Annotated in this window: 13 protein-coding genes; 5 read left to right on the top strand and 8 right to left on the bottom strand. The window is 70.9% G+C overall.

Going from position 1 to position 12143, the window contains the following annotated elements:
* Positions 1 to 538 precede the first annotated feature (538 nt).
* The 4 genes from ACH4U8_RS34470 (at position 539) to ACH4U8_RS34455 (ending at position 3498) form a co-directional block, all read left to right on the top strand.
* Positions 539 to 808, top strand: coding sequence for a hypothetical protein (locus ACH4U8_RS34470; RefSeq protein WP_395782364.1), 270 nt, complete (start codon positions 539 to 541; stop codon positions 806 to 808).
* 102 nt (positions 809 to 910) lie between these two features.
* Complete coding sequence (locus ACH4U8_RS34465) at positions 911 to 1363, top strand: hypothetical protein (protein WP_360311068.1); 453 nt, start codon at positions 911 to 913, stop codon at positions 1361 to 1363.
* A 130-nt stretch (positions 1364 to 1493) separates the two neighbouring features.
* Entirely contained in the window at positions 1494 to 2543 is a 1050-nt protein-coding gene (locus ACH4U8_RS34460; protein ID WP_395782363.1) for a 5'/3'-nucleotidase SurE, read from the top strand.
* Positions 2544 to 2628: 85 nt separating this feature from the next.
* Positions 2629 to 3498 (top strand): spermidine synthase, encoded by an 870-nt coding sequence (locus tag ACH4U8_RS34455; protein ID WP_379989841.1) that lies wholly within the window; start codon positions 2629 to 2631, stop codon positions 3496 to 3498.
* Positions 3499 to 3540: 42 nt separating this feature from the next.
* Here ACH4U8_RS34455 and ACH4U8_RS34450 read toward each other — a convergent pair whose 3' ends face one another.
* The 8 genes from ACH4U8_RS34450 to ACH4U8_RS34415 form a co-directional block, all read right to left on the bottom strand.
* Positions 3541 to 4350, bottom strand: a complete 810-nt coding sequence (locus ACH4U8_RS34450; protein ID WP_360311074.1) for an ABC transporter permease subunit — start codon at positions 4348 to 4350, stop codon at positions 3541 to 3543.
* Entirely contained in the window at positions 4331 to 5245 is a 915-nt protein-coding gene (locus ACH4U8_RS34445; RefSeq protein ID WP_395782362.1) for a 2-aminoethylphosphonate ABC transporter permease subunit, read from the bottom strand. Before ACH4U8_RS34445 ends, ACH4U8_RS34450 begins: the two co-directional genes overlap by 20 nt.
* A complete protein-coding gene (locus ACH4U8_RS34440; protein WP_360311078.1) occupies positions 5242 to 6441 on the bottom strand; it encodes an ABC transporter ATP-binding protein in 1200 nt (399 codons plus the stop codon). Before ACH4U8_RS34440 ends, ACH4U8_RS34445 begins: the two co-directional genes overlap by 4 nt.
* Before the next feature lie 55 nt (positions 6442 to 6496).
* On the bottom strand, positions 6497 to 7585 hold the full coding sequence (locus ACH4U8_RS34435) for a 2-aminoethylphosphonate ABC transporter substrate-binding protein (RefSeq protein WP_395782361.1): 1089 nt from the start codon (positions 7583 to 7585) through the stop codon (positions 6497 to 6499).
* Positions 7586 to 7612: 27 nt separating this feature from the next.
* Positions 7613 to 8290: a phosphonatase-like hydrolase gene (locus ACH4U8_RS34430; RefSeq protein WP_395782360.1), complete on the bottom strand. Its 678-nt coding sequence runs from the start codon at positions 8288 to 8290 to the stop codon at positions 7613 to 7615.
* Between the two features lie 51 nt (positions 8291 to 8341).
* Positions 8342 to 9466: a TIGR03364 family FAD-dependent oxidoreductase gene (locus ACH4U8_RS34425; protein WP_379989839.1), complete on the bottom strand. Its 1125-nt coding sequence runs from the start codon at positions 9464 to 9466 to the stop codon at positions 8342 to 8344.
* Positions 9467 to 9608: 142 nt separating this feature from the next.
* Positions 9609 to 10286 (bottom strand): GntR family transcriptional regulator, encoded by a 678-nt coding sequence (locus ACH4U8_RS34420; RefSeq protein ID WP_379989843.1) that lies wholly within the window; start codon positions 10284 to 10286, stop codon positions 9609 to 9611.
* A gap of 87 nt (positions 10287 to 10373) precedes the next feature.
* A complete protein-coding gene (locus tag ACH4U8_RS34415; RefSeq protein ID WP_360311337.1) occupies positions 10374 to 11537 on the bottom strand; it encodes a glycosyltransferase in 1164 nt (387 codons plus the stop codon).
* Between the two features lie 170 nt (positions 11538 to 11707).
* On the opposite strand from ACH4U8_RS34415, the gene ACH4U8_RS34410 reads away from it, so the two are divergent.
* Entirely contained in the window at positions 11708 to 11962 is a 255-nt protein-coding gene (locus ACH4U8_RS34410) for a hypothetical protein (protein ID WP_360311086.1), read from the top strand.
* The last annotated feature ends 181 nt before the right edge of the window (positions 11963 to 12143 follow it).

Below are 12143 nucleotides of genomic sequence, written 5' to 3'. Positions count from 1 at the left end.
GCGGCTTCGCTTTCCTCGCTTTCGGCTTCCACCGCGTTTCCGCGCTTTCCGCCTTCCGGACTCTAGCAGATCCTGCGACCCGCTTTTCGTCCGTTGCTTTCCGCCTTCGAAACTTTCGTTTCCTCGGCTTCCGGCTCTTCGAGCTTACCAGGTCTTTCGACCCGCTTCGCTCACCGCTTCGGCTTCGGAAATTTGTTCTTCCCGCTGCTTTCTGCGACGCCCCGAACATTAGCGGATCGCATTTCCCACCGTCTAATCGGCAGTAATTTGCGTTCCGGCAATCCGCAGGGACTCCCGAGCACAGGACGACGTGTGTGATGCGCATGCGCACCACACCCGGTTCAAGTGATCGGAATGGCCACCCCGGGACCAGCCAGCGCGGGCGCCTAGGCTCGCATCTGTCTCAGGTCTCCCTGTCGGGCAACTTGGAGGACCCTACCGGGGCCGGGGGCCGACTGCAAACCGGCGCCCACGGGCTCCGTTTCGGGTGTTCGAGTCCGAGCAGACTCCCGGCATGGTGACCTCTACCGCACGGCGAGTGAATCCGATCGCGACGGTCGTCAGCGTCGTCGCCGCAGGGATCGCAGTCGTCATCCTGCTGCACATCATTCTGTTCGTCTTCGAAGCCAATCCCGCCAACGGCGCGGTGGAGACCATCGCCGACTGGGCGGATTGGCTGACCCGGTGGGCGAGGGATCTCTTCACCCCCGACAACGTCAAGGCACGGGTCGCGGTGAACCAGGGGCTGGCCGCGGTGGTCTACCTGGCCGCCGGTGCGCTGATCTCGCGGCTGGTCGGCCGAGTCTGATCACGAGCGCAGTCGGCTCGATACTTCCGTACGGTGGCGGCGCATCAGTCGTAATGATTGGTGTGGAGTACCGAACTGCACCGCCGCCGACCGGAGGGCCCCATGTCCCTGCTCACCCCGGACAGCCTGGGCGATCTCCTGGGCTTGTTCGATTTCGGGAACGGGTGTGTCACCCGAGTACAGATCGACGACCCGTTCAGCCCGGGCGGGGCGACCGCGCGGGTGCTGGTCGATGCCCGGGACCGGGAACACGGCTGGCCGTGGATTCCGGTCGAGTTCACCCTTACGGGGCTTCGCGACTACCGGGTCGAACACGGCAAGGGTTTCTCCGGAATGCTCTATTTCGACCCGGTGCTGTCGCGTTTCACCGATGAGACGTACGGCGACCTCTTCTATCTGGACTTCGATCCGGTCGACGGGCCCGGGGCGTACGAACCCGTCGACGCCGGCGATGTCGTCGGACGCTCCCAGTGTTTCTTCGCCGCCGAGAGTTGCTCGTGGCGTGCTCTGCCGCCTACGGAGAGTCCCCGACTCAGGCTCATTGGTAACGCTTAGGTCTCAAACCTTTTACTCACTAGGTTTAGCTTCTACGTTCACTCGCACCTGAATCGGCCGCGAGTGTCGACGTCGTGGACACGCGACGGTCGATTCCTCCGTATTCGCCACGAAGTCGAGTCGAGGAAACATGAAGCTTCAGCGAAAGCGCTTCGTCGCCCTGCCCGCCGCCCTCGGCGCGGGCGCCCTGCTCCTGGCCCTGACCGGGAGTGCCGACGCGGCGCCCGGTCACGGCAACCACCGACCGTCCGTCGCCGGGATGCGCATCCTGCTGAGCAACGACGACTCGATGCAGAACGCCAAGCCCGACGGCGCCGACGGGCGGGGCGTCTACGAGGTACGGCGGGCGCTGTGTGCCGCCGGGGCGGATGTCGTGGTGATGGCGCCGTGGCAGTACATGAGCGGCTTCGGTACCGCGGCCACCGGCAGCGGCGCGCTCACCATGTCCAAGCGCACCGCGCTGCCGACCGGCTTCGAGGGCGACTGTGCCCAGGCCCCGAGCAAGGGAGCCGTCTTCGGCGTCTGCAAGGGCAATGCCCCGTGCGGCCCGACGACCCCGAGCGCGACCCCCGTGGACACCGTGCGGCTCGCCCTGCGCGGCGGACTCGCCGCCAAGATCGGCTGGCGCAACGGTCCCGACCTGGTGCTCACCGGCATCAACTCCGGGCCCAACGTCGCCTCGGTCACCAACGACTCGGGCACCCTGGGCGCCGCGATCGCCGCGATCGAGAACGGCAAGCCGGCCATCGCACTCAGCGGCGGCTTCGACATGGAGACGTTCAAGGTGACTCCGGCCACCTACCGGGCGTTCGCCGACTTCCTGCCCTCGTACGTGGCGCAGCTCAAGGACCGCAAGGCGCTGTCGGACGAGTACGTCATCAACATCAACCACCCCAACGTGGTGCCCGGGAAGCAGCCGGGTCGGCCGGTGTGGACCGAGATCGGCACCGAGACCGTGGTCGCGATCGCGTATTCGGCCGCCCCCGACGGTGACACCTTCGCGATCGGTCAGGGCGACTGCGCGGAGCCCGGCACCTTCTGCCGTCCGGAGACCAAGCGGCACGCCGACTGGACCGAGCTGAACAAGGGGAACATCACCGTCTCCGCGGCGACCGGCGACCGCACCCTGCGCGGCGGCGCGGACGACAAGCTGGAGCGCTTCGTCAAGACCGGCCGCTGATCCTTGCCGGGAGTGCGCGGACCGTCTCGATCCGGCCGGATCGGGGCGGTCCGCGTCGCGCGTCGACCGGCTCGATACTGGTCGGATGGCAGACAAGCAGCGTCGACGCGGGCGCGCGCCCGAGCCGGTCCGCGCCGAGGTGGGTTCCGGCAGTGTCGAGTTGGAGCCCGATCCGGATCGGGCCGGGGCATGGACGCTGCGCCTGCACGGGTCGCCGCAGTCGCATGTGGATCTGGGCGACCCGACCTGGTTGGAGTTCGAGTACGTGCGTCGGCTCGGCCACCTGGTCGACCTGATCGCCGACGCCGGCAAGCCGCTGCGGGCCTTCCACCTCGGTGGCGGTGGGCTCACCCTGGCCCGCTATGTGGCGGCCACCCGGCCTCGGTCGCGACAGCAGGTGGCCGAGTTGGACGCGGAGTTGGTGGAGTTCGTCCGGCGGGAACTGCCGTGGGACAAGAACTGGCAGATCCGGGTACGCGCCGGCGATGCCCGCGAGATCGCGGGCAAGGCGCCGGACGCGGCGTTCGATCTCGCCGTGGTCGACGTGTTCGCCGATTCCCGCGTGCCCGCGCATCTGACGTCGGCCGAGTTCGTCGGCGAGGTGGCCCGGACGCTTGCTCCCGGTGGGGTGTACGCGGTGAATCTGGCCGACGGGGGCCGGCTCGACTTCGTCCGGTCGCAGGTGGCGACGGTGCGCTCGGTGTTCCCGAATCTGCTGCTGATCGCCGACCCCGCGGTGTTGCGCGGACGGCGGTTCGGCAATGTGCTGGTGGTCGCCTCGCACGGCGAGCTGCCGGTCGCCGCGCTGGCGCGGCGCACGGCCGCCGACCCGTTCCCGGGTCGGGTCGAGCACGGCTCCGCGTTGGCCGACTTCCCCGGCGGGGCGGCCGTGGTGCACGACGCCACGGCGGTCGCGTCGCCGGCCCCGCCCGCCCGGACCTTCGGCCGGAACTGAACCGACGCGCACCGACGCACCACACGGCGAGTCGACGCACCGCTACCGCCGCCGCTTGCGCTCCTCCACCCGGCCCTTGAGCAGGCCGACGATCGTCAGCACGACCAGCGTCGCGACCAGCAGCACCACCGTGACCGCGGACCCGAGCAGCACCTTGCCCCGGTCGGTCAGGGTGAAGACCGAAACCGGCAGCGTCCGCCACTCGGCCGGGTAGACCATGATCGTCGCGCCGACCTCGCCCATCGACAGGGCGATCGCCAGGCTCGCCGCCGCCGTGATCGACGGCAGCAACATCGGCAGCCGTACCCGCAGCAGCACCCGGGCGGCGCTCGCACCGAGCGAGGCGGCCACGTCCGCGAAGGCCGCGTCGGTCCGGTCGAGTCCGGCCGACACCGTCGAGTAGGCGAACGTCACCACCAGCACCGCGTGGGCCGCGATCACGATCCACTTGGTGCCGTTGAGCAGGATCGGGCCGTCGCTGAAGGCCACCAGCATGCCGAGCCCGACCACCACCGACGGCACCGCGACCGGCAGGTGGAAGACCGCGTCGGTGAGCCGGCGAAGCCAACGCGGCGCGGTCCGGGCGGCGATCGCCGCCCAGGTGCCGACCACGATCGCGATCAGCGACGCGCCCAGCGCGGTCTCGATGCTGACCACGAGGCTGTCGTGGTTGGTGCCCGCCGTGGCCTCGCGGATGTTCTCGCTCGTCCAGGACGCGGGCAGCACGCTGTTCCAGTCGCCGGCGAACGCGGCGATGCCCAGGATCGCCAGCGGAGCGAGCACGAGAGGGGCGAAAACGAGTGCGAAGAGCGCCCAGACGAGGGCACGTCCGCTACGCGACCAGACCAGCACGGCCGGCTCCTGTCCGGGAGAAGACGAATCGGTAGACCGCGTAGAGCGTGAGCGACAGCGCGACCTCGACCACCGCGACCACACACGCGCCCGGGTAGTCGAAGGTGACCGCGCCCTTGGCGTGCACGAGCATCGGCAGCGTGGTGACGTCCTTGGCGCCGATGAACAGCACGATGCCGAACTCGTTGAGGGTGAGCAGCAGGGTCAGGCTGCCGCCGGCCGCGAGGGCGGGCCACGCCTCGGGCAACAGCACCCGACCGATCACCCGCAGCGGCCCCGCGCCGAGCGAGGCCGCCACGTCGAGCCGGTCCCGGGGGACCAACGCGAACGCGGCGAGCAGCGGGCGCATCACGAACGGCGTGTAGAAGGTGATCTCGGCCAGCACCACGCACCACGGCGAGTACAGGAAGCCGACCAGCGGCTCGCCCAGGCCGAGCTTGTCCGCCGCCGCGTTGACCACGCCCGCCGTGCCGTACAGGAAGGTGAAGGCCAGCGCGATCAGGAAGGACGGGAAGGCGAGCACGGTGTCCACGATCCGACCGACCGCACGGGCACCGGGAAACGGGACGAAGGACAACACCAGGGCCAGGAAGAAGCCGACCACCAGGCAGCCGAGCGTGGACAGTACGGCGATCTTGACCGTGTTCCACAGCGCGTCGCCGAACGAGGGCGAGTTCAGCACGTCGCGCCATACGTCCAGGCCGACCCGCTCGTTCTTGTCGACGAAGGACTGCTTGACCACGAGGGCGAGCGGATAGAGGAAGAATCCGGCGGCGAGCACGAGCGGCGGGAGCACCCACAACGCCCGGGACGCCCCGCCGCGGGCCTTGCTCGCGCGCGCCGGGGCCAAAATCGACTCGGCCGCGCTCGTCGGCTCGGTCAGGGTCGCGCTCATCCGGCCGCTCCCGCCGGGACCAGGACGCACGGTTCGGCGGGCAGCGCCACGCCGAGTCGCTCGCCCAGCGCCGGGACGTCGGCCAGGTCGGTCACATCGATCCGGATCTCCCGACCGGCGCGACCCGACTGCTCCGACCGCCCGGACTCGTCCGACTCGTCCGCCGGACCCGCCGCGCCGTCCAGCACACAGGTCAGCCGGTAGTCGGCGCCGCGCCACTGGGTCGCGGTGAGCGTCGCGGGCAACGTGTTCGGGTGGTCGACCGCGGTCACCCCCAGGGTGTGCGGGCGGGCCACCAACAACGCCCGCTCGCCCTCGGCGAACGCGCGGGTGGGATCGGCGGTCACGGTCAGCCCGCCCACCGCGACCTCGACCGCGTCGTCCCCGGCCGTGCACGCCGCGAGCAGCCGCGCGCCGAACAGGTTGGCCGCACCCAGGAAAGACGCGGTGAACTCGCTGGGCGGGCGTCGATACAGCCGATCCGTGGCGTCCAGGTCGACCAACCGCGCGTCCCGCATCACCGCGATGCGATCCGCGAGCGCGAGCGCCTCGGTCTGGTCGTGCGTCACGTACATGATCGCCACGTCCGGCAGGTCGGCGCGCAGCCGCTGCAACTCGCCGAGCAGGTCGGCGCGCAGCGTCGCGTCCAGCGCGGACAGCGGTTCGTCGAGCAGCAGTACGGGCGGCCGGATGGCCAACGCCCGGGCGATCGCCACCCGTTGCTGCTGCCCGCCGGACAACTCGCGGGGGTGGCGCCGGGCGTAGCTCGCCATGCCCACCATGTCCAACGCCTCGGTGACCCGGCGGGCCACCTCGGCGCGCGGTATCCGGCGGGCCTTGAGGCCGAACGCGACGTTGTCCGCGACCCGCATGTGCGGGAACAGCGCGTAGTTCTGCACGACGACGCCGATTCCGCGCTTGTTCGGCGGTTCGTACGTCACGTCGCGGCCGGCCAGGGTGATCCGCCCACCGGCGGGTCGGAGGAATCCCGCGACCGCCTTGAGCGCCGTGGACTTGCCCGAGCCGGACGGGCCCAGCAGGGCGACCGTCTCGCCTCGGGCGACCTCCAGGCTCAGCCCTTCCAGGGCCACGACGGATCCGTATCGGACCGTCAGATCCTGGATGCCGATCGCCGGCGGGGTCGGCGCTGCGCTCACGGTGATCGCCTCGGTGCGCTCGATGGCTGGTGCGGTCATGCGGGTTCCCTCCCTGTCCGCGGTCATCTCGGGGTGTGGGTGGACCTCGGTCGGGTCAGCGACCGACGGCCTTGTTGTACGCGGTCAGGTCGGCGTCCAGGTCCTTGAGGACCGTGTCCCACTCCGGCGCCCAGATCTCGACGCCCTCCAGGGCCTTGGTGATCTCGGCGGCGTTGGCGTCGGTCGGCTTGACGTCCTCGCGGGCGGGCAGGCCGAGCGCCTCGGCGGAGACCGAGGTCTGCGCCTCCGGGGAGAGCAGGTAGTCCATCAGCTTGCGACCGGCGTCGGCGTGCGGGGCGCCCGAGGACAGACCCATGAAGTAGGGCAACGCGAACGTCGACGCCTTGCCCGCGTCGTCGGCCGGGAACCAGACCTTGAAGTTGGACTTGTCGTTGTGGATGGACGCCAGGTTCATCTGGAGGTCGCCGTTGGCCACGGTGAGTTCGCCCTTGCCGACCTTGGGCTGGAGCTTGCCGGTGGAGGAGGACGGGCCGACGTTGTTCGATTCGAGCCGCTTGAGGTAGTCGAGCGCGCCCTGCTTGCCGTACAGGTGCTGGAGCTGGATCAGCACGGCGGTGCCGTCCCCGGCCTGGCCCGGCGTCGAGTACTGGAGCTTGGACTTGAACCGGCCGTCGGTCAGTTCCTGGAACTTGGTCGGCGCGGGCTTGGCCTGGTCGGGGTTGTAGATCCAGGACGCGTAGTTGTTGACCACGGCCACGTAGCGGCCCTGCGCGTCCTTGGAGGTCGCGGGCACCTGGTCGGCGCCGGCCGGCGCGTACGCGGTGAGCAGGTTCGCCTGGGCCGCGCGCTGGATGAACGGCGGCAGCGTGATCGCCACGTCGGCCTGCGGGTTGCCCTTCTCCTTCTCCATCCGGGTGACCACCTCGCCGGAGCCGGACTCGACCAGGTTGACCTTGATCCCGGTCTTCTTCTCGAAGTCCGCGAAGCGCTTGGTGTACCAGTCGGCGAGCCCGTCCACGGAGTAGACGGTCACGCTGCCCGAGCCCTTGGCCGGGGCGCTGCCGGGGGCGGCGTTCGCGGCGGGCCTGGTGTCGTCCGAACCGCTCCCGCCGGTCCCGCCGCAGGCGCTCGCGCTGAGCACGACCACGGTGGCGGCGGCGGTGAGGCCGAGAATGCGTCGCATGGGAAATCGCCCTTTCGAAAAGACGAATCAGCCCTGGAGCAGGGCGGGAAGTTCACGGATGGAGCCGAGTACGTGGGTGGCACCGGCCGCTTCGAGCGCGGTGCGGTCGTGGGCGCCGGTGAGCACACCGGCGGCGATACGGGCGCCGGAGCGCAGGCCGGTGAGCACGTCGAACGCGGTGTCGCCGACCACGGCGACCGCGCGCAGGTCCTCGACGCCCAGCCGCAGCACCGCGGTGAGCACCAGGTCCGGGTACGGCCGGCCGCGCCCGGCGTCGGCCGGGCACAGGGTCAGGTCGGCCAGGTCGGTCCAGCCGAGCGCGCTCAGGATCGCGTCCTGGGTGGGCCTGCCGAAGCCGGTGGTGAGGGCGACCTCGACGCCCGCCGCACGCAGTGCGCGGATGGCCTCCTCGGCGCCGTCGATCGGCGCGCAGCGGCCCTGGGCCACCAGGTCGGCATAGGCGCTCTCGAACGCGAGGTTGGCGGCCTGCGCGCGTTCCTCGTCGCCGTCGAGCAGGGCCCGGAAGACGGTGATCTTGCTCTCGCCCATGGTGGCGTGGACGTAGCCGAGCTTGTCCTCGAAGTCGGCGGAGCCGGCCTCGACTCCGGCCGCGCCGATCGCCCGGGTGAACGCCTCGACGACGAGGCCGTCGTCGGCGACGGTGGTGCCGGCCATGTCCAGGACGGCGAGTTGATAGTGCGTCATGAGTAGTGCTCCGGTTGGGCTTTCGGCGACGGGCGGGGGAAGCGGGAGGGCCTAGAGACCGGCGAGCCGCGCGGTCTGTTCGGCAATGGCGGGCGAGCAGGTCATCCCGCGTCCGCCGGGGCCGGTCACCAGCCAGGTCGCCGGGGCGACCTGCTCGCGGTGCACGACGCGGGTGGTGTCGGTGGTCTGCGCGTACACCCCGGCCCAGCGGCGGCGAACGGCCGGCAGCGGGCGACCGAGCAGCGCTTCGGCGACCTGGGCCAGGTGCTCGTAGGGCGCGGAGTCCACGTCGAAGGTGAACGGCTCGTCGTATTCGTGGGTGTCACCGATGGTCAGGCCGCCGTCCAGGCGCTGGACCATCAGGAGCTGCATGCGGTGTTCGGTGGGCACCGGCGCCTGCGGACGGGCGCTCCTCAGTGCCTCCAGCGCGGTGCCGGCGTAGGCCGGGTAGTAGCGGAAGCTGTCCCCGTCGGCGACCGAGGTGGTCAGTGGCTCGTCGAGCGGGTCGGTCTGCATCATCTGCAGCCGCACCCGGCGCACCGGCAGCTCGGGGGCCAGCTCGCGCACCAGGCCGGTCAGCCAGGCGCCGGTGCACAGCAGCACCAGGTCGCCCTCGTGCACGTGTCCGTGGTCGTCGCGCACGCCGGTGCCGCTCGGCAGCAGGTCGCGCACCTCGCGGCCGGGCAGCCAGGTGTAGCGACCGCTCGCCGCGAGGTGCGTACGCAGTGCGGGCAGCGCGACCCGGGATTCGACCGCGCCGTCCCGCTCGCACCACAGCGCCGCGTCGAAGGTGCCGCGCAGCGCCGGGTTGTGCGCCCGGGCCTCGCCCGGGGTGAGCAGCTTCAGGCCGCGCTCGGTGGCGTCGGGCAGGGCGAGGGCCGCCTCGGCCACCGCGACCTCCTCGGCGCCTCGGCACACGGTGAGCGAACCGTTGGGCCGAAAGCCGGTGCCGGGCACGTCGGCGCCGATGCGTTCCCACAGTTCGCGGGCCCGGAGCGCGGTGTCCAGTTCGTCGCCACCGGCCCGGCCGCCGATCCACACCAGGCCGAAGTTGCGTACCGAAGCACCGCGCGCCTCGCGCTCGCGCTCGATGTGCACAACCTCGTGACCTCGATCGATGGCCTGCCAGGCGTGCATGGTGCCCAGCACGCCACCTCCGACGACGATGACTCGCACCGGCTTCCTCCATGTACTCGGGGGCGAATGCGACCAGCTTGGGAGTGGTCGATGCCGAGCATGCGGAGGCGGTATGTCGCCCGGGTGAACAGTCCGTTAAGGTCCGAACCTGTTACCTTTCCGTTATCGAAGCGGGCCGGGCCTACGCCCGCAGGCGCGTGGCGAATCCCATCCGGTCCCCCCGGAACAGCGCCCGGACCCGCTCGATGGGCACCCCCTCCGGGTCGTAGGACGTGCGCATCACCAGCAACATCGGCAGCGCCGGGTTGGTCTCCAGGAGCAGTGCCTCGCGCGGCGCCGCCAGCACGGTCTCCACCGTCTCCTCTATCTCCGCGAACACCACGCCCAGATCCTTTTGCAGGCACTGGTAGAGCGAGCCCTCCGGGCGCAGCACGTCCAGCAGGGTGGGAAAGCGGTCCAGCGGCAGATATGTGCTCTCCAGGCCGATCGGTTCGTCGTCGGCGAGCAGCACCCGCTCCAGGTGCACGGTCAGGTCGCCGGTCCGCAGCCGCAGCCGGTCGGCGAGGTCGGGCTGCGCGACGTGGTGTTCCAGGGTGACCACGCGACGCCCGGGGGTCAGTCCCATCGAGCGCACCGCCTCGGTGTAGCTGCCGAGGCTGACCGGCTGCATCAGCTTGGGCGGCGCGACGTAGGTGCCCCGACCGCGGGCGGAGCGCAGTCTGCCCTCCATCACCAACTCGCCGATCGCCGATCGCAGGGTGCTGCGGGCGACCCCGTAGGTCGCGGCGAGCTCGCGTTCGGAGGGCAACAACGCGTCCTCCCCCAACTCGTCCATGAGTTGGAGCAGGCTCATCTTCACCGTGTACGACTTGGGGACGCGGCCGTGTTCGGGGACGCCGTCGCGATAGGGACGGGCGGTGGAGTCTGGGCTGGGCACGAACGGAGCCTATTCGGCCGGCGCCGGGTACGTGCGACCCTTCCACGCCGCCCCGCGCCCCCGAGCGTGCCGCAGCGCCGAATGCACCGTCATGCCCAGGTACAGCAGGGCCGCGAACGGCAGCAACACCGCCGCCGCGGCGGGTTGTCGGTAATAACGCACCATGGGCAGATAGGTCGCGGTCATCAGCGCCCACACCGCGAGCCCGAGCAGCGCGAGCGGGCCGTTCGCGCCGACGATCCCGGCGAACAACGCGACGGGTGCCGCCAGATAGACCAGGGCCAGGCCCGGCACGGTGCCCGCGAGCAACAACCAGGAGTGCCGCAACTGGGCGAACGCGCTGCGCGCGACCATGTTCCACAGATCGGCCAGTGCCGGATAGGGCCGCACACTGTCCACGTGCTGCTCGGGGTCCGCGAGCACGAGTCGGATCCGGCCGCCGGCGCGCTTGACCGCGGTACCCAGCGACACGTCGTCGATCACCGCGTCCCGGATCGCCGCCACGCCGCCGGCCCGCTCCAGCGCGGTGCGCCGCACCAGCACACAACCGCCGGCGGCGGCCGCGACCCGTGAGCCCGGCCGGTTGACCCGGCGGAACGGGAAGAGTTTGCCGAAGAAGTACACGAAGGCGGGCACGATCAACTTCTCCCACCGGGTGTGGGTGCGCAGCCGGGCCATCACCGACAGCAGGTCGAGCCGGTCCCGCTCGGCCTCGCCGACCAGGCGGGCGAGCGAATCGGGCGCGTGCGCGATGTCCGCGTCGGTGAACAGGATCCAGTCCACCTCGCCGACCGATGCGACGCCGTGCCGCAGCGCCCACAACTTGCCGGTCCAGCCCGCGGGTGGATCACCCGGCGAGGTCACGCTCAGGGGCACCCGGCCGGCCGTACCCAGCCGCCGGGCCAGCTCGCCGGTCCCGTCGGTGCTGCCGTCGTCGACCAGGAGCACCGCGGCCCGGCCGGGAAAGTCCTGCGCGAGCAGCGTGGGCAGGCTCTCGCCGAGCACCTCGGCCTCGTCCCGGGCGGGCACGATCACCGCCACCGACACGGTGTCGGCCACCGGCCCGGCCGAGGCCGCGAGGCGCACGTCGGTGCGCCAGAACCAGCCGTGGCACAGCGTCAGATAGAGCCACACGAGACCGGAAACGGCGGTGATCCACCACAGGACGTCCACACCGAAAGCCTGCCGGCTCGGCCGCGCCACTCGGGCGCTCCTTCCGGGTGAAGTCCGCGCGCGAACGGAGTCCTTGTCTCAAGAGCGTGCTCGCGCGGCCCGATATCGGGTAAGGGACCTGTTCTCGAAGGTTGAGTCAACTACCCATCGGCAGAAGGGCGGTGCCCGTCATGGGCGACGCGACGACGAGGACCCAGGAGCATGTTCGCGGCGGGGCCACCCGCTGGCAGGGATTCGAGATCGGCACCCGGGTGCAGGTCCAGGTGGGTCTGAGTACCGGCCACATCGGCGAGGTGTGCGAGGTGTTCGCGGACGCGCATCGGCCGCCGTTGTCCCCGTACCAGTGGTACATGGTGCGCTTCGCCGACGGTCTGCGCCCGCTGTATCGCCACGACGAACTCGTCGAGCTCGCCCAGGGCGGGTAGCCGGGCCGCCCCACCGGTCTCCGCCCCTGCCGCTGCCCACCCGAACCGCGTGCGCCCGCGCCCCGATGGCGGGCGCACGCGGCATGCAGGGACCGAACACCGAGGTCAAGCGCCCTTCGGCCGCGTGTCCAACGACACCGTCGGTCGGGTCTTGCGCTCGCACGCCCGTCGCGGCAGGGTG

The sequence above is a fragment of the Embleya sp. NPDC020886 genome (assembly GCF_044333915.1).
Classification (GTDB): Bacteria; Actinomycetota; Actinomycetes; order Streptomycetales; family Streptomycetaceae; genus Embleya.
The sequence above is the reverse complement of the archived record's forward strand: the minus strand, read 5'-3'. Positions and strand labels throughout refer to the sequence as shown.

Excerpts from the sequence above, each read along its gene's own strand:
- ACH4U8_RS34465 (WP_360311068.1), top strand. The coding sequence starts at position 911 with ATGTCCCTGCTCACCCCGGACAGCCTGGGCGATCTCCTGGGCTTGTTC.
- ACH4U8_RS34460 (WP_395782363.1), top strand. The coding sequence starts at position 1,494 with ATGAAGCTTCAGCGAAAGCGCTTCGTCGCCCTGCCCGCCGCCCTCGGC.
- ACH4U8_RS34455 (WP_379989841.1), top strand. The coding sequence starts at position 2,629 with ATGGCAGACAAGCAGCGTCGACGCGGGCGCGCGCCCGAGCCGGTCCGC.
- ACH4U8_RS34445 (WP_395782362.1), bottom strand. The coding sequence starts at position 5,245 with ATGAGCGCGACCCTGACCGAGCCGACGAGCGCGGCCGAGTCGATTTTG.
- ACH4U8_RS34440 (WP_360311078.1), bottom strand. The coding sequence starts at position 6,441 with ATGACCGCACCAGCCATCGAGCGCACCGAGGCGATCACCGTGAGCGCA.
- ACH4U8_RS34435 (WP_395782361.1), bottom strand. The coding sequence starts at position 7,585 with ATGCGACGCATTCTCGGCCTCACCGCCGCCGCCACCGTGGTCGTGCTC.
- ACH4U8_RS34430 (WP_395782360.1), bottom strand. The coding sequence starts at position 8,290 with ATGACGCACTATCAACTCGCCGTCCTGGACATGGCCGGCACCACCGTC.
- ACH4U8_RS34410 (WP_360311086.1), top strand. The coding sequence starts at position 11,708 with ATGGGCGACGCGACGACGAGGACCCAGGAGCATGTTCGCGGCGGGGCC.